23 protein-coding genes and 2 pseudogenes are annotated in these 21,402 nt (G+C 69.7%); 11 read left to right on the forward strand and 14 right to left on the reverse strand.

Features of this window, described 5'->3' with window-relative positions:
- Nucleotides 1-85: 85 nt before the first annotated feature.
- The 3 genes and pseudogenes from ABZV94_RS31655 to ABZV94_RS31665 form a co-directional block, all read right to left on the reverse strand.
- Nucleotides 86-316, reverse strand: coding sequence for a 4-oxalocrotonate tautomerase family protein (locus ABZV94_RS31655; RefSeq protein ID WP_012013599.1), 231 nt, complete (start codon nt 314-316; stop codon nt 86-88).
- 29 nt (nt 317-345) lie between these two features.
- Nucleotides 346-1,077 (reverse strand): annotated as a pseudogene (locus ABZV94_RS31660) (SDR family NAD(P)-dependent oxidoreductase).
- A 41-nt stretch (nt 1,078-1,118) separates the two neighbouring features.
- A complete protein-coding gene (locus tag ABZV94_RS31665; protein ID WP_356346457.1) occupies nt 1,119-1,901 on the reverse strand; it encodes an SDR family oxidoreductase in 783 nt (260 codons plus the stop codon).
- Between the two features lie 158 nt (nt 1,902-2,059).
- Here ABZV94_RS31665 and ABZV94_RS31670 point away from each other — a divergent pair, with 158 nt between their 5' ends.
- Nucleotides 2,060-2,965, forward strand: coding sequence for a helix-turn-helix transcriptional regulator (locus ABZV94_RS31670; RefSeq protein ID WP_356346459.1), 906 nt, complete (start codon nt 2,060-2,062; stop codon nt 2,963-2,965).
- Nucleotides 2,966-3,185: 220 nt separating this feature from the next.
- Nucleotides 3,186-3,506: a WhiB family transcriptional regulator gene (locus tag ABZV94_RS31675; RefSeq protein WP_356346462.1), complete on the forward strand. Its 321-nt coding sequence runs from the start codon at nt 3,186-3,188 to the stop codon at nt 3,504-3,506.
- Nucleotides 3,507-3,973: 467 nt separating this feature from the next.
- Here ABZV94_RS31675 and ABZV94_RS31680 read toward each other — a convergent pair whose 3' ends face one another.
- Nucleotides 3,974-4,090: a DUF6191 domain-containing protein gene (locus ABZV94_RS31680; RefSeq protein ID WP_356346505.1), complete on the reverse strand. Its 117-nt coding sequence runs from the start codon at nt 4,088-4,090 to the stop codon at nt 3,974-3,976.
- 242 nt (nt 4,091-4,332) lie between these two features.
- Nucleotides 4,333-5,520 (reverse strand): MFS transporter, encoded by a 1,188-nt coding sequence (locus ABZV94_RS31685; protein ID WP_356346464.1) that lies wholly within the window; start codon nt 5,518-5,520, stop codon nt 4,333-4,335.
- An 88-nt stretch (nt 5,521-5,608) separates the two neighbouring features.
- Here ABZV94_RS31685 and ABZV94_RS31690 point away from each other — a divergent pair, with 88 nt between their 5' ends.
- Nucleotides 5,609-6,370, forward strand: coding sequence for a DeoR/GlpR family DNA-binding transcription regulator (locus tag ABZV94_RS31690; RefSeq protein WP_356346466.1), 762 nt, complete (start codon nt 5,609-5,611; stop codon nt 6,368-6,370).
- A 138-nt stretch (nt 6,371-6,508) separates the two neighbouring features.
- Here the strand turns inward: ABZV94_RS31690 and ABZV94_RS31695 are convergent, their stop codons facing one another.
- The 4 genes and pseudogenes from ABZV94_RS31695 to ABZV94_RS31710 form a co-directional block, all read right to left on the reverse strand.
- A complete protein-coding gene (locus ABZV94_RS31695; RefSeq protein ID WP_356346468.1) occupies nt 6,509-6,745 on the reverse strand; it encodes a hypothetical protein in 237 nt (78 codons plus the stop codon).
- A gap of 492 nt (nt 6,746-7,237) precedes the next feature.
- A complete protein-coding gene (locus ABZV94_RS31700; protein ID WP_356346469.1) occupies nt 7,238-7,441 on the reverse strand; it encodes a hypothetical protein in 204 nt (67 codons plus the stop codon).
- Between the two features lie 717 nt (nt 7,442-8,158).
- Nucleotides 8,159-9,190 carry an LLM class oxidoreductase gene (locus ABZV94_RS31705; RefSeq protein ID WP_356346472.1) on the reverse strand — a complete coding sequence of 344 codons (1,032 nt, stop codon included), beginning with the start codon at nt 9,188-9,190 and terminating at the stop codon, nt 8,159-8,161.
- 222 nt (nt 9,191-9,412) lie between these two features.
- Nucleotides 9,413-9,775, reverse strand: a pseudogene (locus ABZV94_RS31710) (hypothetical protein); the annotation flags it as partial.
- 157 nt (nt 9,776-9,932) lie between these two features.
- Between ABZV94_RS31710 and ABZV94_RS31715 the strand changes: the two are divergent.
- The 4 genes from ABZV94_RS31715 (at nt 9,933) to ABZV94_RS31730 (ending at nt 12,560) form a co-directional block, all read left to right on the forward strand.
- A complete protein-coding gene (locus tag ABZV94_RS31715; protein ID WP_356346474.1) occupies nt 9,933-10,403 on the forward strand; it encodes a MarR family transcriptional regulator in 471 nt (156 codons plus the stop codon).
- Between the two features lie 29 nt (nt 10,404-10,432).
- Nucleotides 10,433-11,362: an NADP-dependent oxidoreductase gene (locus tag ABZV94_RS31720; protein WP_356346476.1), complete on the forward strand. Its 930-nt coding sequence runs from the start codon at nt 10,433-10,435 to the stop codon at nt 11,360-11,362.
- A gap of 120 nt (nt 11,363-11,482) precedes the next feature.
- Complete coding sequence (locus ABZV94_RS31725; protein WP_356346479.1) at nt 11,483-11,851, forward strand: nuclear transport factor 2 family protein; 369 nt, start codon at nt 11,483-11,485, stop codon at nt 11,849-11,851.
- A 376-nt stretch (nt 11,852-12,227) separates the two neighbouring features.
- Nucleotides 12,228-12,560 carry an antibiotic biosynthesis monooxygenase gene (locus ABZV94_RS31730; protein ID WP_356346482.1) on the forward strand — a complete coding sequence of 111 codons (333 nt, stop codon included), beginning with the start codon at nt 12,228-12,230 and terminating at the stop codon, nt 12,558-12,560.
- A gap of 146 nt (nt 12,561-12,706) precedes the next feature.
- Here the strand turns inward: ABZV94_RS31730 and ABZV94_RS31735 are convergent, their stop codons facing one another.
- Entirely contained in the window at nt 12,707-13,363 is a 657-nt protein-coding gene (locus tag ABZV94_RS31735) for a hypothetical protein (protein WP_356346484.1), read from the reverse strand.
- A 1-nt stretch (nt 13,364) separates the two neighbouring features.
- Nucleotides 13,365-13,664 (reverse strand): hypothetical protein, encoded by a 300-nt coding sequence (locus ABZV94_RS31740; RefSeq protein WP_356346487.1) that lies wholly within the window; start codon nt 13,662-13,664, stop codon nt 13,365-13,367.
- Between the two features lie 161 nt (nt 13,665-13,825).
- Between ABZV94_RS31740 and ABZV94_RS31745 the strand changes: the two genes are divergently transcribed.
- Nucleotides 13,826-14,383 carry a GNAT family protein gene (locus ABZV94_RS31745; protein WP_356346489.1) on the forward strand — a complete coding sequence of 186 codons (558 nt, stop codon included), beginning with the start codon at nt 13,826-13,828 and terminating at the stop codon, nt 14,381-14,383.
- A gap of 12 nt (nt 14,384-14,395) precedes the next feature.
- Here ABZV94_RS31745 and ABZV94_RS31750 read toward each other — a convergent pair whose 3' ends face one another.
- Nucleotides 14,396-15,709, reverse strand: coding sequence for a cytochrome P450 (locus ABZV94_RS31750; RefSeq protein WP_356346491.1), 1,314 nt, complete (start codon nt 15,707-15,709; stop codon nt 14,396-14,398).
- A 629-nt stretch (nt 15,710-16,338) separates the two neighbouring features.
- Here ABZV94_RS31750 and ABZV94_RS31755 point away from each other — a divergent pair.
- The gene (locus ABZV94_RS31755; protein WP_356346493.1) at nt 16,339-17,574 is read left to right on the forward strand and encodes an epoxide hydrolase; all 1,236 of its coding nucleotides are present in this window, start codon (nt 16,339-16,341) and stop codon (nt 17,572-17,574) included.
- A gap of 141 nt (nt 17,575-17,715) precedes the next feature.
- On the opposite strand, the gene ABZV94_RS31760 is transcribed toward ABZV94_RS31755, so the two are convergent.
- Together ABZV94_RS31760 and ABZV94_RS31765 are read right to left on the reverse strand one after the other, a co-directional pair.
- Nucleotides 17,716-18,624, reverse strand: coding sequence for a helix-turn-helix domain-containing protein (locus ABZV94_RS31760; RefSeq protein ID WP_356346496.1), 909 nt, complete (start codon nt 18,622-18,624; stop codon nt 17,716-17,718).
- A 35-nt stretch (nt 18,625-18,659) separates the two neighbouring features.
- The gene (locus ABZV94_RS31765) at nt 18,660-19,487 is read right to left on the reverse strand and encodes a peptidoglycan-binding protein (RefSeq protein ID WP_356346498.1); all 828 of its coding nucleotides are present in this window, start codon (nt 19,485-19,487) and stop codon (nt 18,660-18,662) included.
- Nucleotides 19,488-19,743: 256 nt separating this feature from the next.
- Between ABZV94_RS31765 and ABZV94_RS31770 the strand changes: the two genes are divergently transcribed.
- The gene (locus ABZV94_RS31770) at nt 19,744-19,941 is read left to right on the forward strand and encodes a hypothetical protein (RefSeq protein WP_356346500.1); all 198 of its coding nucleotides are present in this window, start codon (nt 19,744-19,746) and stop codon (nt 19,939-19,941) included.
- A gap of 364 nt (nt 19,942-20,305) precedes the next feature.
- The gene (locus ABZV94_RS31775) at nt 20,306-21,295 is read left to right on the forward strand and encodes a peptidoglycan-binding protein (protein ID WP_356346502.1); all 990 of its coding nucleotides are present in this window, start codon (nt 20,306-20,308) and stop codon (nt 21,293-21,295) included.
- Nucleotides 21,296-21,402: the final 107 nt, after the last annotated feature.

A 21,402-nucleotide genomic window follows, 5' to 3' on the forward strand; every position in this document is an offset into this window, starting at 1 on the left:
GAGCCGACAGATCCCGTTGAGGACCCTGAGTCAGTCAGGCGTTGGGTCAGACCCCGCCGGGGAACGCTCACGTACATCCTCACTGTCAGGCGTCGCTGGTGTCGGTCGGTGTCGCCTCACCGAGCATGGCGAGCGTCAGCACGTTGCCGGAGATGCCCCAGCCGCCGTCGGCGACTTCTTCGACCAGCACCATGGTGTTGTTGCGGGCGCGCTCGCCGTAGATCTCGACGTACAGCTCGGTGGTGCGGGTGACGATCTCCTCCTTCTGCTTCGGGGTGAGGGTCTTCTCGGGGACCTTGAAGTTCGCGAAAGGCATGGCTGGTTGTTCCTTCTCTCAGTGGGGTGTTACAAGGAGCTGCCTGCGGTGAGCAGGCTGTCCGGTCCGATGCGGCGGAAGAAGCCGGCGCGGACGCGGTCGGCGACCGCGGAGACGACTTCGCTGCCGTCTCGGTGGGATCTGCGTGGGTGCGCAGCGGCCGAGTGCCGTGCGGCATCGCGACCAAGCGCACGACGGCTTCAGCGACCTCGGTCACCTCGGCGTCCGGAGGGATGAGCGCGGTCAGACGCTTGCCGAGATCGTCCATCACAGGTTGGTGTCGGTGGTGAACGCACCGGGCCACGATCGCGGTGTCGATGCCGAACGGGAGCACCTCGGCGGCGTTGCTGACGGCCGGCGCGTCCATCGCGGCCTTGGCTGCGAAGTACGGGGCCAGGAACGGGGGGCACAGCCGCCGCGGGTGCTGGAGCTGCCGATCCACACCAGCAGCCCCGAGCCCTGCTCACGCAACTTCGGCAGGGCGGCGCGGTTGACGCGTTGGGTACCCAGAACGTTCACGTCGTCAGGTCCGCGAGTTGCTTGGCGGTGAACGCCTCGGCGGCGCCCAGGACCATGTGTCCGGCGTTGTGCACGACCACGTCCAGCCGGCCGCGCTCGGCGAAGATCCGGTCGACTGCGGCGTCGGCGGAGTCCTGGCAGACGGTGTGACCGGCGAGGGCCAGAGCACGCACGGACAGCGCCCCGATGCCGCTGGAGGCCCCGGTGACCAGGGTGGCCTTTCCGGCGTCGTCGTTCCTCATGACAGGGTCTCTCGTTGATCGGTGGGGTGGCTGGGGACGGTTCAGATGATTCCGCCGTTGGCGCGGACGACCTGTCCGTTGATCCAGTGGCCGGCCGGGGAGGCCAGGAACGCGACGACCTCGGCGATGTCGGCCGGGGTACCGAGGCGCTCCAGCGGGGGCTGGGCGGCCAGGCGGGCAATGGTCTCCTCGTCCTTGCCGTCCAGGAACAGATCGGTGGCCGTGGGGCCGGGCGCGACGGCGTTGGCGGTGACGTCCCGGCCCCGCAACTCCCGGGCCAGGATCAGCGTCAGCGCCTCGACCGCACCCTTGCTGGCGGAGTACGCGCCGTAGTTCGGGAAGGCCAACCCCACCACGGACGTGGAGAACGTCACGATCGCACCGCCGCGGCGCACCCGACGGGCGGCCTGCTGGACGACGACGAACGTGCCGCGAACGTTGGTGCGGTGCAGGTCGTCCAGGACGGCCAGGTCCAGCTCGGCGATCGGCGCCATGTGTGCCCGCCCGGCCGCGTGCACGACGACGTCGACACCGCCGAACTCCGCCTCGGCCGCGTCGAACAGAGCCGCGACGGCGTGCTCGTCGGCGACGTCGGCGCGCACTGCGATCGCCCGGACACCAGCGGTGACGGCCTCCTTCACGGCTGCTTCGGCCTCGTCCTGGTTGCCGGCATAGCCGACCACGACGGCGTACCCGTCGGCGGCCAGCCGGCCGACGGTCTGGCGGCCGATGCCGCGCGAGCCGCCTGTGACGATCGCGACCCGGGATGAGACGGAGGGCTGGGCCGGGGCAGCGATCCCGTCGGGGGACGTGGGAATAGGCATTGTTGACTCCTGTGGTGAATGCGGGTCGGGCCGCGGTCTCGCCGTCGCCCTGCTGCGTCCTCCACGATCGGCCGGTCCCCCACCCCTAGCCAGGGCTGCGTTTACCCAGGGGATGCCACCCCCTGGCTACGGCCTGGCACGCGAGCGACCATGAAGGGGTGAACCTTCCCGAACTCGGCGCCTTCCTCAGGACACGCCGCGACCGCATCCGCCCCGCCGAGGTCGGTCTCCCCCAAGGCCCGCGCCGGCGCGTCCCCGGGCTGCGCCGCGAGGAAGTCGCCCAGCTGGCAGGGCTGTCGGCCGACTACTACACCGAGCTGGAACGCGGCAGCGCAAAGAACGGGGTGCAGCCCTCGGCCCAGACCCTGGCCGCCCTCGCCCGAGCCCTGCGCCTGAACGTCGACGAGCGCGACCACCTGTTTCACCTGGCCGAGCGGCCGGTCCCCCCGTCGGCACACGGACCGTCGGCACACGTGCAGCCCGCGCTCCTCGGACTGTTGGACCGGCTGTCCAACACCCCCGCGCGCGTCATCACCGACCTGCACGAAACCCTGGTGGAAAACGACCTGGCCCGGAACCTGCTCGGCAAGTCCCCGGCACACCGCGGACCGGCGGCGAGCTTCGTGTACCGCTGGTTCACCGACCCACAGACCCGCGAGAGGTACTCGGTCGAGGAGCACCCGCACCACTCCCGGGTGTTCGTGGCCGACCTCCGGGCAGCGGCCGCCCGCCGCGGCCGGGACGCGGAGGTCACGAGGATGATCGCCGTGCTACGCCGCCGTAGCCCGGAGTTCGCAGCCCTCTGGGACACCCACGACGTCGCGGTGCGCCGCAAGGACCACAAGAAGATCGTGCACCCCACGCTCGGCGTCATCGAACTCGACTGCTACAACCTCCTCAGCGAGGACGGACGCCAACGCCTGCTGTGGTTCACCGCGCCGCCCGGAAGCCGGGGAGCCGAGCAGCTGGAACTGCTGTCCGTCATAGGAACCCAGGACCTGAGCGTCCCCGAGGGCACGGCACCGGAAGGGTTCTCCACGGCGGAATCAGGAAGGCAGCGCTGACCCGCGCCTCGCCGAGCAGGTGCCCTCCCTGAGGGAGGGCGCATTTCAGGAGAACCTCGATCAGCGCCTTCCAGGAAGCCGAGCGCGCGCCGTCACCGACCTACCACTAATGCGATGAATTTGCTTAAAATGCCACGAACCTCTGCCGGGACTGCGGCACTCCAGAGTGCTGTGCCGCAGCCGCTCCACCTGGCCGCGCGCGGCCACGAAGAGGTGTGTCATGACCTGCTCGTCCGGCGAACACCTGACAGCTTCCGACTGGCGCGATCAAGCATCGTGTGTCGGAGAAGATCCCGACATCTTCTTTCCCCTCTCCGACCTCGCGGCTCCCGGGACAGAAGCCGCTCTGGCCCGAGCGATCTGCCGGCGTTGTCCGGTCATCATCGCCTGCCGCACCTGGGCGCTCGATCATGGTGAGGACGACGGCATCTGGGGGGACACGACGGCAGCCCAGCGCCGGGCCATCCGACGCGCCGCGGAGACCGTTCCTGTGATCAGGCGGCGTGGTGACGGGGCCAGGGAGGAGTCGCTTCGCGAGTAGCACTGCAACGGTGATACGGAAGCATGTGGGCGCACGGGCGGGGGGGGACGGGACCGGGACCGGGCGCGGCAGCCTGTGGGGGCGCGCCAGCCTGTGGCGCCTACGAGGTTCAGTGTGCGCCTGAGCGGGACGGGTGCCGCCAGCGCGACCTCACGCTATCTGTGCTCCCGGATCTGGAGCGACGACGCGGGCAGGATCGTTCCGTTTCGCCGTACGACACAGCGGCCCTCAGGCGGAGCGACGTATGCAACGAGACCGGGTGCGAGATGACGAGCGGCGGCACGTGGACGAAGGACGGCGGCCGTTACAGCCGGCTTTGTACCGCCCGGGCCGCCACGGCGCCACCCGCGTCTGACCCGGTGATCAGGGAGCTCCCGGCGCAGCGCCTGGCGGAGACGCGGGAACGCGGCGGCCCCTGCTCGGCGTACGGGGGGCCGCATGTGCCCCGGGCCACCAGAAGAAGCGTTCTACTGAACGGCCGGTGGCATGCGGACGACCGCTGTCCCTCCATCCAGGTCCACCGTGGTGCGGTTAGGTGGCGCCCCGTCCTCCTCGTCGTCGTCCCGGTCGGCGAGTTGGCGCAGCCTGGCACGGGCAGCTCAGCAGCCACCTCGGATTGCTCAGCAACCGCACGCCCGCGAGCCGCACAGGTGTGCCGCGTACACCCCTCGTTGCGGCGAACGTAGGTGAGCTCCACCGCCGCGGACACCGTCAGGTGAGGTGGCCGATTCAGTGATCGGCCGCCCGTGCGGCGCCGGGACCGTGGAGGTGTGCCGGGCGTGGGGAAGCCTGCGCGGCGCGTGGTCAGGCCGCGCCGCGCAGGCGGTCAGGAGGCCACCTCGACCACGCGCGACCGTTCCGGCGAGCGGCGCAGGACGCCGGCCGCTGCGGCAGCCGTCGCGCAGAAGAGGGTGAGGAGCAGGAAAGTGTGGTTGAGCGCCGTGAGATGGGTCAACCAACCGATGACAGCCGGGCCGGCGAGCATGCCGATGTAGCCGAGTCCGGCGACCCGGGAGACGTTGGTGCCCGCAGCCGCGGGGTCGGCGTGTCCCGCGGCGCTGAACAGTTGGGGGATACAGCCGGACAGGCCGAAGCCGAAGAGCGCCCAGCCGGTCAGTGCCGCCCAGACCCAGGGCGAGAAGGCCACGACCGTGATGCCGGCGGCGGCCAGGGCCGAGCCGTATCGCAGGACGGCGACCGGCCCGAACCGTGCGGATATCCGGTCCGCCAGAAGCCTGCCGATGGTCATCGTCGCCGCGTACGTCCCATAAGCGAAGGCGGCCGTGCTCTCCGGCGCGCCCACAACGGTCTTGAGGTGCAGGACGCTCCAGTCGTTGGCGGCTCCCTCACACAGCATGATCAGCAGAGCCAGAACGGCCAGGAGCCAGATCCGGGTAGGGACGGAGCGGTTCCTCGTCTCCGACTCGCCCTCCGTGTCGGACACGGGGGCGGGCGGCTCGGCGGGCAGCAGGCCACGAGCCGACGCCAGGGCGATGATGACGCCGGCGCCTGCGGCGGCGCCCAGCGTCGTGGCCGCGTTCCACCCGATGTCGATGGCCACGGCGCCGGCGAGCGCGGCCAGGACGCCGCCGACGGAGAACGTTGCGTGGAAGGCCGACATGACGGGCCGCTCGTACGCCTTCTCCACCTGCACCGCGTGCGCGTTCATGCTCACGTCGAGGGTGCCGTTTCCGAAGCCGAAGACCAGCAGGGCCGCTCCGAGGGCCCACGGCTCGTGGGCGAGACCGGGCAGCACCAGGGTCAGGCTGCACAGCACTCCGGCCGCCGGCACGACGGTGCGTGTGCCGAGCCGGTCGGACAGACGCCCGCCGACCTGCATGCCGGCGAAGGCCCCTGCCCCCAGCAGGACGAGGAACCCGCCCAGGGCCGCGTGACTGATGCCCACGCGTTCCTCGACGGCCGGGATCTGCACCACCCACATGCCCAGCAACATGCCATTGAGGACGAAGTAGACAAACGTCACGACGCGAGAGACGCGCAGCGTTCTTTTCATGCGGACACCGTACCGAACATGGAAGCTGTTCGAAATGCCCTGCTGCGATCAGTATTCATGTTCGGTGCGTGTGGTGTTGAATCACGGTATGAGCACCGTGGAACGTCATCGACTGATCGCCCAGGCCGTCCAGGAGGCAGGAACGGTCACGGTCGCCGAGCTGGCCGGCCTGACGGGTGCCTCGGAAATGACCGTCCGCCGCGATCTGGACCACTTGGCGGCGCAAGGCGTCCTCGAACGGTTCCGCGGCGGGGCTCGCACCCTCCTCCTGCGGGGGGACGAACCGCCCTTCGCGCTGCGCACCCATGAGGCCGTCGACGCCAAGCGCCGGATCGCAGCGGAGGTGGCCTCCCTCATCACCGACGGCGAGACCGTCCTGCTGGACAGCGGCACGACCTGTCTGGAAGTGGCGCGCCTGCTGCGCGGACGGCAGATCACCGTGATGCCCTTGTCGCTGCAAGCGATCGACGTCCTCAGCGGCGCCCCCGAACCGACTGTGCTCCTCGTGCCCGGGGGCCGGCCTCGCGCCGGCGAAGGAGCCCTCACCGGGCCCCTCACCCTCGCCTCCCTGTCGGCACTGCGGTTCGACACCGCCGTCCTGGGCTGCTGCGGCCTGACCGCCGGCGACGGCATGACCGCCTACGACCTCGACGAAGCAGCGGTGAAGAAGGCGGCCATCACATCGGCACGTCGCATCATCGCCGCCGCCGACGGCAGCAAACTCGGCCGCACCGCACAGGCCTACGTCGGGCCCTCCACCTTGGTCGACATGCTCGTCACCGACACCACCGCGCCCGCCGACGAGACCACCGCGCTCGAGAACGGCGGCACCACTGTCAAGCTCGTATGAACCCGACCCACCCCCCATCCCGGTCCGGGGGCGGACACGCACTTGCGCCTGGCCGTGGATATCCGCTGGTCGGCGGTGGCAGAGGCCTGCCCGCGGCCTGCGGACTGATGCCACGGCCTGGACGAGCCAACCGCGTGGTCAGATGCGGACGTTCGCCCGGACCGCGTCTTCGATGGGTGTCGACCCTGTGTTGAGTTCGAGGATCTGCCGGCCGATCCGGGGCTCGTGAAGCAGTTCGGCGAGCGTGGCGGCCACATCCTCGCGAGCGATCTGGCCGTGGAACTCCGCCGGGCCGAGGGACACGGTGCCGCTCCCCGGATCGTCATGATCGGCCGCGCGAATCGCCGCGCTGTGCGACGGCGCGTACGTCAGCATGGACGCAGTTGTCGCGTCCGAACATGGTCGCACCGGACGAGACGGCCAGAGCCTGGCGCTGATGGGCTGCGCGAGGGGCTCCTTGGGTTAAAACTGCGACGGCGCGGCATCCGCCCCGTCATTGCTCTAACCCTCGGCGGCAGCGCTCTCGGCTGGGTGGCAGACATCGCAGGTGATGCGTCGTGCGGGAGGAGACGCTGTACCTGAGCCGGAAGCCAGTGGGAGCGGGTCAGCGGTGACGTGCGCATGGTGGCCGCAGACCCCCGCCCCGCAGCGGGCGCAGGCGGCCACGGCGGGAGACGGGGCGATGTTGGTGGTCCCCGCCTGATAGGCGCGCGTACATTCGAAGCAGTTCATGGCGTTCCACCCATGACACACGACCTGTTCCCCCTACCAGTCATGGTGGCATCGACTTCGGTGCCGTGCGAGCCGGCGCCGGGGAGCGGATGTGCCGGTCGGGCGCGCCGGTGGCGGGTGAGCTGCGCGTGGGCGTTACGGCGCTGTGGTCGACCAGCCGCGTCCCGGAGTATGCGCGGCGGCGTGCGGCAGCCCCGGGCCGAGGGTGTTCTGGGACGCGGGCATGCGCAGCACCTGAGCGAGGTCGTGGTGAATGCGCTGGGCTTCACCGCTGACCTGGGCAGGGATGTCGCCGCGCTCGGCGACGAGGCGACTGTAGATGGGGGTCTCGTGGAACACGGCGGAGTCTGCTCTCTCGGGTGGGTGGGACGGGTGGCGGGCCGGGGGCGGTAAGGGAGGTTTTACGGGCGCGGATCGAGGCCGAACCGATGCATCACGTCGGTACGGCGCCGAGGTGCTCGTGCGGTCGTGTCCGGGAACAGGCCATGTCAGATACCTTATGGCACCTAATGGCATGGCACTGACAATCGACGGGTCGCAGAGACCGGCTCCCTCCACCGCCGGCGTCGCGCCGCCTGACAGTACAACCCGGGCAGGCCGCCGCGGGCGGGGACGCCCTCCATGAGATCGGCGCAGTTGTCGAGGAAGAGGCCGGGCTGTGCGTCCAAGACACGCGCGATGTTCTCGCGGTGCCGGGCGAGGTCGTCGGAGCCCCGGCCGATGATCGTGATGCCGTAGTCGCGCGGCGTGTCTGCGGCGTTCGCCTGCGTGGTGCCGGGAGACCTGGTCAGGACGATGCCGGTGCCTGCCTGGGCGAGGTGGCCGATCAGTACTGCGGCGGTCTTGGGTCCGATGTGCAGGCAGATCCGATACGCCGACCGGCGAACGCGGAGGCGTGCGTCTGCATCGTGGCTGCCAGCATCGGTATGTGACGGGTGGCCCACTGGGTGCCGTCGCGGGAGATCGGGCAACGGGCAGCGGGCAGGAACGCATGACCCGCTGGGGCGCCCCGGACGGACGCGGGCCGAGGGCGCTGCGGGCAGTGGCCCGGTGGGTTCAGCGCGCGGCGGCCGCGCCGGTCGCGGTCGCCGCCTCGGGGCTTGGGAAGTGGGGCAGTACCGTTTCGGCGAGTTCCTGGAGAACCTCCTCGACGGGACGGTCGCTGGGGCGCAGGTTGAAGGAGACATGGCTGACGCCGAGCCTGCCCATCTCCCCCAGGTGGTCGATCAGGGCCTCACGCCCGGTGCGCAGGCCGAGCCGGATCGCCGCCGCGGCGGTGGCCGGGTCCTCGGTGAGGTCCAGTTGCATGGGGGTGAGGTACGGCTTGAAGGCTCCGGCGGTGAGCTGCTGCCATTCGCGGGTCTTCAGCCGCAAGGCCCCCAGCGGACGAGGGTAGTTGAGGGATGCGTCGGCGTTGCGCGAGATCCATTCCGCGGACTGCTGGGCATGCCCGGCGATGGCGATGGGGATGGACCGGCCCGTCGGCTTGGGCAGCACGTCGAGGTGGCGATCGGCGCTGAGTCCGATGTCGGGCATGCTGATGCCCTGCCCGCTGGGGTGGGTGGCCCAGGCCGCGCGCAGGATCTCCACGCTCTTGCGGAACGTGGCACCGCGAGTCTCGAAGTCCTCGCCGAACAGGGGATACTCCACCGGCCGGTCGCCGCTGGCCAGTCCGAGCACGAACCGGCCGCCGGAGAGGACGTCGACGGTGGCTGCCGCTTTCGCGACGAGCAGCGGCTGCCTCAGCGGCAGCACGATGGCGCCGGTGCCGAGCACGGCCCGTTCGGTGACGGCCGCGAGATGCCCCAGGTGTGTGAAGGCCTCGAAGACGGAGCCGGCGTCGCCGAACTGCTCGGGGTCGTACAGGGGGACGTCCCGGACCCACAGGCTCGCGAAGCCCAGGGTGTCGGCGAGGCGGGCCAGTTCGGTGTGGCGGGTCAGGTCGGGGACGCCGAAGGGACGGCCGGCAGCCCGGTCGGCACGCTGGCGCGTGTGGCCCCAGTCATTGTCGAGAGGAAGCTCAACGCCCAGGGTCGGCAGCCCCGCGGGGTTCACGAGCCGGTGGAGGGCAGTGGGAGTGGGAGACATGGGGGGGGGAGACCTTTCGTGTCGGGACAACGCGCGGCCCGGTGGTGTGAGACAGCGGGTGCATCACGTCAGGACCGCTGAGCCGGGAAGGTTGAGGAGGGTGGCTTCTGCGGGCGCGGATCCGCTCTCGACGCCTCTCCGCGTCGGAGAGGGTGAAGTCGATGACGTCGAGGTTCTCGCGCATGCGGGCGGGCGTCACGGACTTCGAGGTCGTCCGCTCGCCAAGGTGGTGAGGAGCATCGGTATCAGGGCCCGGTCGGCGAACTTGGCGCCGAGCGGGTTGCCGAGGGACATGCCGGCGCCGGAGAGGACGAGGAGCCAGGTCACCGCGCCTTCGGGGTAGCCGGCCACCCGGGTCACCATGGGCGTGTAGGTGATCGCCGCGAAGACACCGCCGTAGCCGATGACGCCGAGGACGGCGACGAGGACGAAGGTGCGGCGCCAGCCGGCGACCTGCCCGATGGGTGCCGCCGGGATGCTGACGCCGAAGTCGTCCGCGACCTGGGGCAGCACGCCCGTGATCACGAATTCGGTGGTGCCGATCCCGAAGGCCCCGATGGCCAGGGCCAGGAGCGCGAGGGGCATGGGGAGACCTTCCGGGCGATTGCGCTGGACGCTTACCTTCAAAGACGACAATAGTTGCAGACGCTGGATAGATGCAATCGCCGTATGCGGCTGCTTGAAAATATATTGTGTGCAACTATTATGGCAGGCGTCCGGTCCGCCGCCGAAGGAGGCTCCTGTGACCGCCATCGCTCCAGCGCTCTCCGCCCTGACTCAGGGCTGGTGTGCCCTGTCCCTCCTGCACGGCAGGATCGAGACACACCTCGCACGCGTTCTGGAAACCGGTCACGGCCTGAGCGCCCGTGAGTACGCACTGCTCGACGTGCTCAGCCGGCAGCACGACGGAGACGGAGGGCACCTGCAGATGAAACAGGTCGCCGACGCCGTCGTCCTCAGCCAGAGCGCCACCACACGTCTGGTCACCCGCCTGGAGGACCGCGGCCTGCTGTCCCGCTACCTGTGCCCCACCGACCGCCGCGGGATCTACACCAACGTCACCGACGCCGGCAGGGAGCTGCTCGAGGCAGCGCGCCCCACCCACGACACCGCACTGCGGGCGGCACTCGCGGAGGCGGCGCAGGACGCCAGGCTCGAACCGCTGGTCCGGGCTCTGCAGTCGCCTCCCGCCCCGATCTCCGTCGCCGCCTGAGTCGCCGCCTGAAAGGAACACGTCCGTCCATGAAAGCCATGGCACTGCGCCGGTACGGCCGTACCGAAGACCTCGAATGGACAGAGCTGCCGGACCCGAAAGTGGCACCCGGTGAAGTCCTCGTCCGAGTGAAGGCGGCCGGGGTCAACCCGGTCGACTGGAAGCTCGCCGAAGGACGGCTCGACGCCGTCATGGAGACCGGCTTCCCCCTGATTCCCGGCTGGGACGTGGCCGGTGTCGTCGAACAAGTGGGCTTCGACGTCACCGAGTTCGCCCCCGGCGACGAGGTCTTCGGCTACATCCGCAAGGACTGGGCTCAGTTCGGCGCGTACGCCGAGCTGGTCTCCGCGCACGTGCGCCTGCTGGCGCCCAAGCCCACCGCGCTCAGCTGGGAGGAAGCGGCGGGCGTACCACTCGCGGGACTCACCGCCTACCAGGCCATCCGGCGCACCGGCCTCCAGCCGGGCGAGACAGTGCTCGTCCACGGCGCGGCCGGGGGTGTCGGCTCGTTCGGAGTGCAGATCGCCGCCGCCCTGGGGGCACGGGTCATCGCGACGGCGAGCGAGCGCAACCACGATTTCGTACGGTCCCTGGGCGCCGTCCCCGTGACCTACGGGCCGGGCCTCCGTGACCGTGTCCGCGAGCACGCCCCCCAAGGGGTGGACGCCGCTGTGGACTTCGCCGGGCACGACGCGGTGGACGTCTCACTCGAACTGCTCGACGAGCCTGGCCGGCTGGCCTCTGTCGTCGACCCGGAAGCCGCGGCCAAGGGCGGGCACTACGTGTGGGTCCGGCCGGACCGGGACGATCTCACCGCCTTGGCCGCCCTCGCCGACGACGGCCGGCTGACCGTCCACCTGGACCGTGTACTGCCCCTTCACGAAGCCGCGGAGGCGTGGCGCATCAGCCAGGGCGGCCACACCAGGGGAAAGCTCGTCCTGTCGGTCCCGGGGCGCTGAACGGCCCCGACCCGTCAGAGGGCCCTCCCTACCGGTAGTCGTACGGGGGCGTTGCGGTGAGAGCCGTCCGCCCCACGAGAACAGGGCCGGTGCCGCCGGCCCTGGAAGAAGGAGCACGTCATGACGACGCCCACCACGTCGGATCACCGTCATCCGCAGGAGATATTCGCTGATCACGGTGCCCGTCTGGGTACGGGAGATCTCGACCGCGTCGCTGCCAACTATGCCGAGGACGCCGTGTTCGTCACGCCGTCCGGCACCCTGCACGGCCGCGAAGGGGTCAAGGAGGCGATCGGCAGGCTGCTGTCGGATCTCCCGGACGCCGACTGGGAACTGAGGCCGCAGTTCGCCGGTGACATTCTGTTCCTCGAATGGTCCGCGGTGAGTCCGACCGGGCGGCGCGTGGATGACGGCGTGGACACGTTCGTTTTCCGCGATGGGTTCATTCAAGCCCAGACCGTCCGTTACACACTGCGCACGGAGCACTGATTACTGACCGACCCTGACGGCGCCTGCCCCGGCCCCCGCGTGACCGTCGACGCCGGCAGTCCGCGAGGCGTGTTCAGCCTGCGTGACGGAAGTCAAGGCCGGGGAAGCAGGCGCTCGTTGGGACGCGGGCGTCTGGGCACATCTTTGTGGACGGGACCCCATCGACTCGCCGGCATCCCTCGTTGCTGTTTCCGCACAGCGGGCGAACAAGCTCTGGTCCCTGTCACCGCCGGTTCCTCGCCTTGGCCGCGATCGACAGTGGCCGTATTTGCTACCCGGCGGCGCGTCAACCGTCCGCCATCTGATGCGGTAGCCACCGAAGAACCACGTCAGTAGCCTTGTCGCCACATGCTCCTTACCGACGGAGGCTTCTCGCATGACCACCTCGTTCGTCCGTCCCGAACCGCCGTATTACGCAGTGATCATCACTACCCGGCCCACTGCGGATCTCGAGGGCTACGCAGCGATGAGCAAGCGCATGGCCGAACTCGGTGAAACGCAACCCGGTTATCTCGGCCGCGAGTCGGTGACGGACGAGGACGGTCGGGACCTCGTCGTCATCTACTACGCAGACGAGGCATCGATAGCGGCGTGGAAGGCTCACCCCGAACACCTCGAGGCCCAACGGCTGGGGCGGGAACGCTGGTACTCCTCGTACAGCGTGGAAGTCGCTCGGGTGGAGCGCGCGTACGCCTTCGGTCGCGCATGAGGGCGGGAGCGCGAGTACCGGCCGCCGCCGGGCGCGGGGGCCAGTGCCGGAGACCTTCGGCTTCGGTCGTCCGGGGGCGGTTGTTGGGACGGCGCTCGAAGATGCCCACGCCCTGACGGAGTGGGCATCTTTCGCGGTCCCAGGGGTCAGTTGTTCACCGACAGGTCCGGTGCCTGGATCGGCTTGCCGTCCTTGTAGAAGGTCTTGACGCCCTTGATGTCTCTCAACTCGGTCATGTGCTTCAACGTCGTTTGGAAGTCGTCTTGATGGTACGAGTTGAAGGAGTCCAGACCTGCGTCATGGTCGTGGTTGCTCGACGGCACGCTGACCGTGATGTACACGTAGCCGTCCGACTTCAGTTCCATCTTGACGATGTTGATGTCCAGCGGGTCGAGGCCGCTCTCGTACCAGTCGTACAGGGCCTTCCTGTTCTTCTCGAAGGCCTGCTGCAAGGGCGTCAACGTCGACTTGGCAGACGGCGCGACCGTGGCATCACGTGCCGCAATCGAGCGCTTGCCGACGTTGCGGTCGTCTCCATCGGTAGAGACCGCCTTCGTGCAAGCGGGCGTGTCGTCGGGGTGATGCTCATGGCACCACTGGGCGACCTTGTACGTGCAGTCGATGATCTCGTTGCGGCCCGGTTCGCTGGCGCCCGACACGGTTTCGAGGTGCTTCGCGCACTCCGGTGGCCCGTCGTCGCCGGCAAGCGTGGCCCAACCGACGACCCCCAGAATGGCACCCAGGACGACGAAGCCACAGACGAGAAAGGTGATCAGGCGCTTCCGGCTGGTGAGCGGTCCCATGTCAGCCGTCGCCGATGGTGCCGTTGCGGGGATCGCCCGCGACGTAGAAGTCGGTCTCGCAACTCGACTCGTCGTCCGGGTGGTTCCTTTCGCACCACGTCTCGATCTCGTGCATGCAGTCCACTGCCCTGTTGCGTCCCTCACCGCCGCCGTTGTTCCACTCCGCGAAGTGCTTGTAGCAGTCAGGCCGGCCGTCGTCGGTGACCGTCTTCACGACGCCGATGACGCCGAGGACGAGGAAGCAGCAGACGAAGAAGATCGTCAGCCGCTTCTTGCCGTAGCGCTCAGTGATCGTCTGCATGTAGATGTACCCCCCACATGGTTAATGGCTGGGTGATCATATGCGGTTGACAGGTGAACGAGAGCAGGGGGCTCTGTGAAGACGAGGCCACTGTCACCTGCGGCTGTTCTCCTCGGCGTGCCTCCCGGCCCCACGCGCACCGGGGCATGTTCCAATCGGGCATGGCATCGTCCTGGACTGGTGAACGGGTACGTCTGCGTGCTGTCGAGCCCGACGACTGGGCGGCATTCGCACGCTTCGCCGACGACGACGGGTGGCGAGGGAGCCGGCTGGAGCTGCCCCGGTCCGCCGAGAGCTACCGTGTTTGGGCGAAGGAGCAGGCGGTCGCCGAGTGCGACGGCGACCGATTCCTGTTGGCAGTCGAGACGACGGGCGGGCAGGAGCTGGTCGGCACGATCGGGTCGGCTCGCACCGGCCCTCGTTCGGGCTGGTTCGAGTTCGAGATCGCGATCGGTGCCGAGTACCGGCGTAGGGGCTACGCGACGGAAGCCTTGGCGCTGTTGCTGCGCTTCATGTTCGCCGAGCGGCGCTATCACAAGTGCCTGGGTGCGGTCTTGGCCCACAACGAGGCGTCGCTCGCACTCACACGTAGGCTCGGCTTCACCGAGGAAGGGCGCCTGCGGGAACACGTGTTCTTCGCCGGCCGGCACCACGACCTCGTCATGATGGGCCTGCTCGCCGACGAGTTCGACCATCGACACCTGCCGAGCCGACCGTGATGAGCGAGCCGGTCACACGAAGCGGGACTGCACCGGGCCGCGCGAGGTGGCACGCAGGCGCAGGCCGGTGGTCGCGAGACCTTCGAAGCTGGTGACCTGGTAGCCGGGTTCCGGTCCGGGTGGCTCGCTCAGACGGAGGGTGCGGGCCGTGTGCGCGGTCAGGAGTGTCAGCATCGCCATGGCCAGCGCGGCTCCCTCGCAGCCGTGTGGCCCGGTACCGAAGGAGAGGAAGGCCCCGGGACTCGCCGTCGAGCCGGAACCGTCGAGCCAGCGCTCGGGCCGGAACTGGTCCGGCTCGGGGTGTTCGCGTGTGTCCCGGTGCGCGGTATAGGGGCAGACGAGAACGGTGGACCCGGCGTCGAGGGTGTAGTCGGCGAGCTGGGTCTGCCGTGCGACCTGCCGGGTCAGCAGCCAGCTCGGGGGGTACAGCCGGAGCACCTCGCGCACCACGGCCTGGGTGTATCGCAGGTTGTCGACGTGGGTGCTGGTCGTCGCGCCCGGGTCCGCGGGCAGCGAGGCGGCCTCGGCCGCGACGCGGTCCGCTGCCTGGGGGTGCCGGGCCAGGTGGAGCAGGATCCACGCGGCTGCCCGGGTGGGTGCCTCGAAGGTGGCGACGGTGATTCCGGGAAGGGTGTCGAGAACGGCCTCTTCCGGCAGTGGGCCGTAGTGCGCGGAGGGCTGGAGCATCTGCCCGAGCACGTCGGCGCCGGGCCGGCCCGATGAACAGCGCCGGCGCACGATGGGCCGCAACGCGTCGGTGAAGGCGGCCTGCTGGCGGGTGCGGAACCGCCGTGCCGGTGTGGGGATCCACCGGGGCCATTCCCAGCGTGAGGGGCGTACGAGCACCTCCCGGGCGAGGAAGAGCTGTGCGGCGAAGGGCAGCAAGGCCGGAGCGTCCTCCGAGAAGAGGAAGCGGACGCCGATCTCCGCCAGGGCGTGCCGGGCCGCGGGCAGGACCTCGACGTCCTGGTCCGTGGGCCACTGCTCGGCGAAGGAAGCGGCTCCGGGCGCGATCTCACCGATCCGGGCCGCGACCGCCTGCGCGCGCAACCCGCGCATGCGGGCGGCGTGAGCGTGTGCGCGCTCCTCCGCCGTCGGTGCTCGGTTCGCCCCCTTCATCGGTGGGAAGAGGGGGGAGGGTGCCTTGGGGAAGTCCTGGGCGCGGCGCAGCACTGCTTCGCAGGGTCCGGCCGTGGCGGCCACGTAGACACCCGGCTCGAGCTGCCAGACGTCCCCGCACTCGTCGGCGCCTCGGCGTGCCACCGCGAGCCGGTCGCGGTTCCAGGCTGAGAAGCCGCCTCCGGGCAGGCGCGGCGGCTCATTCATCCGGCCCATGAGATCGTCCCCGGCCTTGGTACCTGTCCAGGTCGATGCCGTCGGAAGTGCGGCTGGGAGTGGACGGGCGCCCGGGGACGCCCGCCGCGATTGCCGTCCGACTCAGTCCTTGCCGGCGTACGCGTCCCATTCGTGGGCCCCGTACGCGCCGTAGCGGCGGGTGAAGGACAGCTTGCCGAGCAGCTTGGCGATCATGGTGTGCTCCTCTCGCCTGTCTCAGCGCTTCCAGTCCAGGGTTCCGGTGAACCCACCAGCACCTGATGCCACATCGGCCATTTTCTCACACATGCCATATATGTCATATTCGGGACACCGGTCGTGTGATCGCGCTCCTCGGTCGGGGGCTGACCAGGCCCGACCGGGAAGGTCCGTCTGGCGCGCCTCAGCCACCTCTGGTCGCAGGTGCCCGTCCGCGTCGACGCCAAAGCGATTGAGGGGCGGGCGTCGGCTGTCTGGCCGCCCCGCCCTGACCGGCCGGCTCGGCCGGCACCACCGGCAGGCACCCTGCGTATCGCTGTCAGTACTCCGTGACGCCGGCACGCCGTGAGAGGGGCAGGCTCGCCACCGCATGCCGACGGGCCGATGACATCGCTCGCCCCTGTCCGGTAAGGAGTCATGGCATGACCATCCCGCACAGCTTCCCTCTGGAGCCGGCCCCGATCCATGTGTCCGACGAGGTCCTCGCCGACCTGCGCGCCCGTCTCGCGCTGACTCGTCCGCCGCTGGACGAGGGGAACGAGGACTGGTCGTACGGCGTCCCGGACAGCTGTCTGCGTGAGCTGGTCGCCTACTGGCGGGACGGCTACGACTGGCGCAAGGCCGAGACCGCCATCAACGTCCACGAGCACTACCAGGTGAGCGTGGCCGGTGTCCGGGTGCACTTCATGCGTAAGCCCGGCCGCGGTCCCCGCCCGATCCCGTTGATCCTCACTCACGGCTGGCCGTGGACGTTCTGGCACTGGTCGAAGGTGATCGACCCGCTCGCCGACCCGGCGGCCTTCGGCGGTGACCCCGCCGACGCGTTCGACGTCATCGTGCCGTCTCTGCCCGGTTTCGGTTTCCCCGGCCCGCTCACCGGCTTTCCTGACGTCAACTTCTGGAAGGTCGCCGACCTCTGGCACACCCTGATGACCGAGACCCTGGGATACGAGAAGTACGCCGCCGGGGGCTGTGACATCGGCGGGGTCGTCTCCAGCCAGCTCGGCCACAAGTACGCCGACGAGCTGTACGGCATCCACATCGGCTCCGGGCTGCCGCTCGACTTCTTCACCGGCCCGCGCGCCTGGGACTTCGCCCGGAACCGCCCCCTCACCGACGACCAGCCCGCTGACGTCCGCGCCCGCATCATCGAGCTGGACCGCCACTTCGCGTCCCACCTCGCCGTACACATGCTCGACGGCGCCACCCTGGCCCACGGGTTGAGCGACTCTCCCGCCGGACTGCTCGCCTGGCTGCTGGAACGCTGGAACGCCTGGAGCGACAACGGCGGCGACCTCGAATCCGTCTTCACCAAGGACGACCTGCTCACCCACGCCACCATCTACTGGGTGAACAACTCCATCGCCACGTCCATGCGTTACTACGCCAACGCCAACCGCTACCCCTGGGCTCCCGCCCACGACCGCACCCCGGTCGTGCAGGCCCCGGTCGGCCTCACCTTCGTCACGTACGAGAACCCGCCCGGCATCCACTCCGCCGAGGAGCGCGTCCGGGCCTTCCAGAACGGCCCGCAGGCCGAGTGGTTCAACCACGTCAACGTCAACGCACACGACCACGGCGGCCACTTCATCCCCTGGGAGAACCCCGACGCCTGGGTGAGCGACCTGCGTCGCACCTTCCGCGGCCGCAGACCGTGAACGGCCCTCGGCTCGGCCGGCAACGGGCCGCGCGCCAGAGACGCCACTTGCCGCGCCGGCCGATGGCCGATGGCCTGGGCACAGATCCGGCGTGGGTGACCACTGAGCACGTCGGTGCCGTCACATCGCGGACGGAGCCGTTCACGGGGCGAAGCACTCCCTGCCGGGACGGTCGGCGGAGGCGTAGTAGCAGGCGCGGAGGCGGGAGGGCTGCGGGGCGGCGATCATGGGTGTGGTGACGAGGTCCTCGACGGGGGCGCGCCGCGTTGCCGTGTTGCTGAAGGAGCGCTGCCCCGGAGAGCTGATCTCGATGCGGAAGCCGGCGTGGGTCGGCCGGGCACGGATCCAGCCTGCCTGGCACCGGGGGCTGAGGCGCAGTTCGAGGCGGGTCCCGTCCGTCGCGGTGTAGGACGCCAGAGTCCTGGGGTCCTCGCACGCGGTGGTCCTGGGGTCACGGCCGGCGCACGACTTCAGCCGGCAGATCGGTGGGAGGGCCTGGGAGGCCGGAAGGGCGTTGTGGGACCTGTGGTACAGCGCGGCCGGAACGATCATCATGGCCGAAGCGAGGAGCACGCCGATCACTGTGGCGGCGGGGTGTTCGGTGATCCTCTCGGAAGCGGCCAGCAAGAGGGCGCGTACGGGTCCGGGCGTCTGCCGCGGTGCCGGGCCGGGGACAGGTCCTGCTCCTGAGAGCGCGGCCCTGCTCGACGCGTTGCCGGTGGCGGCGGGGAGGATCTCCCGTGGCGCAGTGTTGTCCAGATCACGTCCGCTCCAGACGGCTTCGGCGCGCACCCACCGTTCCAGGATGTCCGTGTCGGGCGACCGCACTGCCAGGCAGAGGGCGTCGACAGCGTGCCGGGGCGGGAACTGCTTGCCGTTGAGGTAGCGCTCCCAGGAGGACTTGCTGATGGCGGTCAGATCGGCCAGTTCGGCCAGTGTCAGTCCGCTGCGGTCCTTCAGGTCCCGCAGCCCGTCGATCAGGCTCGCGCAGGCCTCCGGCAGAGTCGGGGGCAGTGGGCGCGGACGGGTTCCCTTCGGGTACTTCTTCATGGTCGAAACCCCCGTTTCGGCTTTCCGGTCGGTCATCACTGCACATGCCGCAGCAGGCGCCAGGTCTCCTCTCCGACGACACCGTCGACGGGTATGTGGCCCTGCCCCTGCAGCCGTTCGACCTGGGTCCGAGTGCGGGGCCCGTAGTAGCCGTCGACGTCGCCCGGGGACAACTTGTGGCGCAGCAGCAGGCACTGCACCTCGGCGGCGTCCGGGCCGGTGCTGTTGAGCATCACCCGGCGGGACGACGTGGTGCTGTTCCCGCTGAACAGCAGATCGCCGCGCCGCGTGTAGCGGCAGTCGTACCTCCCGACACCGGAGCCGGATCCCCCTGCGGAACCGGACGCCGGGCTGTGGGTGTCGAGGACCAGCGCCACGGACAGCACGGCGGAGAAAAGAATCGTTCCCACGGCCAGGGACAATGCAACGACGCGAATCCGCGGGCCGTCGGTTCCCGGACCGTTCTGCTTCCGTTCCGGCAGATGACCGACGGCAGAGGTTCCTTCCTCAGCCGCGTTCCACGTCTTTTCCGCGGCATCGCGCAACGCCAGCAAAGGAGCGACGTCCGCGTCGGCGATCCGGGCCAGGGCCTCGACCGCCGCTGCGGGAGGAAAAGCCGTGCCGTTGAGGTATCGCGCCCATGACGAGGCACTGAAATAGGTCTTGGCCTGAAGGGCTTTCAGCGTCAGCCCGCTGTGGTCCTTCAACTGCCGCAGCGTACTGACGAACCGCCGCCCGTTCGCGTCCAATGACGGGGGCAGTGCTTTCCACCTCACCCTGCTCCTTTCCGCGGTGTCGCTCCTGCTGAGTATGGCCAGTGCCGGCGCCGGGGCGAGGCCTTCCGTATGGGCACACCTGCGCACGGACGGATTCCGGTCACCGATGAGTCCGGCGCGCCCCAGCGGGGGCCGGCCGCTCCTCGGTCAACGGCGAGGGGCCGGAGGGCTGTCCCGGGACTTTGCAGCGGCGGGCGAACGCGCAGGTGACCGGCCTGAGAAATCCCGGGACGCCGCTGAGCGCACCATGCGCTGGTGGTCCGTCCATGCCGACGCCATGCTCGTTTCCGGTGCAGATCGCCACAGATGCCGCGCTGACACCCGTCATGAAAGGACCTGATCCATGCGTGTACCGACGCCCCCGCGCAGCGCCGTCGCCATCTCCGCGGCAGCGCTCGCGCTCAGCGGCGCCGCGGCGGACGGCGGGACAGCGGCCCGCCACCGGGAGACCGGCCACCGCATCGGCCGTGGTCTCGGCCACCGTGCGGCCCGGCTCCCCCTGCGCGGGCTTCTCGGTCCCGGGCAGGGGGAGGTCTCTTGAGCCAACCCGCTCGGCCGGCCTCGTTACAGCGGTCCTTCCGCTGACGGAGTTGTCGGCCGTACACGCAGGATGCGCTTGTTTTCCGCTATCCGAACCGAGGAGCCGAGGAAGTCGGTAATTCGGTCAGTGGAAACCCCGGGTGACGGTCGGTGACCCCGACAGGAATCCGGGGGCAGGACGCCGGTCGTCAGGGGGCCGCCGCCCGGTCTCCGGGAAATGGCGGCAGAACGCCGCCGCCGCGCCACGCGCAAGTCCCCGGCCGCCTGTTCTTCAGCGGGAATGACCCGTCCGACGCGGCCCGGTCCAACCGCGAAACAGGTTCAGCGCCTCGTCTCGCAACAGAACCAGGAAAGGAACCGAACTCATGCTCACCACCACGCGGAAGCCACGCCGGAGCCTGGCCGCATCCGTGTTTCTGGCCTCGGCCCTGGCGGCCGGCCTCACGGCGACCGACGTCACCACCGCCGCGGCGACCGCCTCGCCGGGCACGGTGCGGACGGGCTCCACCGCCGGCGTCGCCGTGCAGGCGTCCTGGCCGACGGTCAAGTCCGGCCAGCGGGGCGTGGACGTGGCCACTGTCCAACTGCTGCTGACCGCGCGGGGCTACACGCTCACCGCCGACGGGGTCTTCGGGTCGGGTACCGCCGCGAAGGTCAAGGCCTTCCAGCGCGCGAAGCACCTGACCGCCGACGGCATCGTCGGGCCCAACACCTGGACCAAGCTGGTCATGACGGTCAAGTCCGGTTCCAAGGGCCCGAGCGTCAAGGCCGTGCAGCGCCAGCTCACCGACAACGGCTACGCCGTCACTGCCGACGGGGTCTTCGGTTCCGGCACCGCGGCGAAGGTCAAGGCCTTCCAGAAGGCGAAGCACCTCACCGCCAACGGCATCGTCGACGTCAACACGTGGGCCGCCCTGGTGAGGGGCGGCGGCGCCGGTGGCGGCGGCAAGCTCAGCGACGCCCAGGCCGCGGCACGGCTGCGGGCGGCGGGCATCACCCGTTCCTCCTCGGGCAACTGCACCAACCGCTACAACAAGAACTGCACCAGTCTGCAGGACATCCGCGTCCGGACCGTCGACGGGGTCATCGCCCTGAAGAAGAAGAGCCGCTGCCGCATCGTCATCACCGGCGGCACGGAGGTCGGTCACGCCGGAGGCACGTACAGTCACTGGAACGGCTACAAGGTCGACGTGGCCCGCACCTCGTGCGTCACCAACTACATCCACGCGCACTCCAGCAAGCACCACAAGCGCGGTGACGGCGCCTGGGTGTGGCGCGTGACCTCCGGCGGCAAGACGGTCATCGACTACGCCGACGAGTACTGGGCCAACCACTGGGACATCACGTACTACTGATGCCCTCACCCACGGTGCCCGGCCCGGCGAGATGGTCGGCCTGGCCCGGGAGGCGGGCTGCCCGCTGCACCTCGCGCACGCGACGATGAACTTCGGCGTGAACGAGG

Source organism: Streptomyces sp. NPDC004658 (assembly GCF_040609555.1).
GTDB lineage: Bacteria > Actinomycetota > Actinomycetes > Streptomycetales > Streptomycetaceae > Streptomyces.

Coding starts and splice junctions, on each gene's coding strand:
- ABZV94_RS31745 (WP_356346489.1), top strand. CDS start 13,826: ATGGCATCGTCCTGGACTGGTGAACGGGTACGTCTGCGTGCTGTCGAG.
- ABZV94_RS31665 (WP_356346457.1), bottom strand. CDS start 1,901: ATGCCTATTCCCACGTCCCCCGACGGGATCGCTGCCCCGGCCCAGCCC.
- ABZV94_RS31690 (WP_356346466.1), top strand. CDS start 5,609: ATGAGCACCGTGGAACGTCATCGACTGATCGCCCAGGCCGTCCAGGAG.
- ABZV94_RS31740 (WP_356346487.1), bottom strand. CDS start 13,664: ATGCAGACGATCACTGAGCGCTACGGCAAGAAGCGGCTGACGATCTTC.
- ABZV94_RS31760 (WP_356346496.1), bottom strand. CDS start 18,624: ATGAAGAAGTACCCGAAGGGAACCCGTCCGCGCCCACTGCCCCCGACT.
- ABZV94_RS31755 (WP_356346493.1), top strand. CDS start 16,339: ATGACCATCCCGCACAGCTTCCCTCTGGAGCCGGCCCCGATCCATGTG.
- ABZV94_RS31655 (WP_012013599.1), bottom strand. CDS start 316: ATGCCTTTCGCGAACTTCAAGGTCCCCGAGAAGACCCTCACCCCGAAG.
- ABZV94_RS31750 (WP_356346491.1), bottom strand. CDS start 15,709: ATGAATGAGCCGCCGCGCCTGCCCGGAGGCGGCTTCTCAGCCTGGAAC.
- ABZV94_RS31695 (WP_356346468.1), bottom strand. CDS start 6,745: ATGCTGACGTACGCGCCGTCGCACAGCGCGGCGATTCGCGCGGCCGAT.
- ABZV94_RS31725 (WP_356346479.1), top strand. CDS start 11,483: ATGACGACGCCCACCACGTCGGATCACCGTCATCCGCAGGAGATATTC.
- ABZV94_RS31685 (WP_356346464.1), bottom strand. CDS start 5,520: ATGAAAAGAACGCTGCGCGTCTCTCGCGTCGTGACGTTTGTCTACTTC.
- ABZV94_RS31720 (WP_356346476.1), top strand. CDS start 10,433: ATGAAAGCCATGGCACTGCGCCGGTACGGCCGTACCGAAGACCTCGAA.
- ABZV94_RS31675 (WP_356346462.1), top strand. CDS start 3,186: ATGACCTGCTCGTCCGGCGAACACCTGACAGCTTCCGACTGGCGCGAT.
- ABZV94_RS31705 (WP_356346472.1), bottom strand. CDS start 9,190: ATGTCTCCCACTCCCACTGCCCTCCACCGGCTCGTGAACCCCGCGGGG.
- ABZV94_RS31770 (WP_356346500.1), top strand. CDS start 19,744: ATGCGTGTACCGACGCCCCCGCGCAGCGCCGTCGCCATCTCCGCGGCA.
- ABZV94_RS31735 (WP_356346484.1), bottom strand. CDS start 13,363: ATGGGACCGCTCACCAGCCGGAAGCGCCTGATCACCTTTCTCGTCTGT.
- ABZV94_RS31775 (WP_356346502.1), top strand. CDS start 20,306: ATGCTCACCACCACGCGGAAGCCACGCCGGAGCCTGGCCGCATCCGTG.
- ABZV94_RS31730 (WP_356346482.1), top strand. CDS start 12,228: ATGACCACCTCGTTCGTCCGTCCCGAACCGCCGTATTACGCAGTGATC.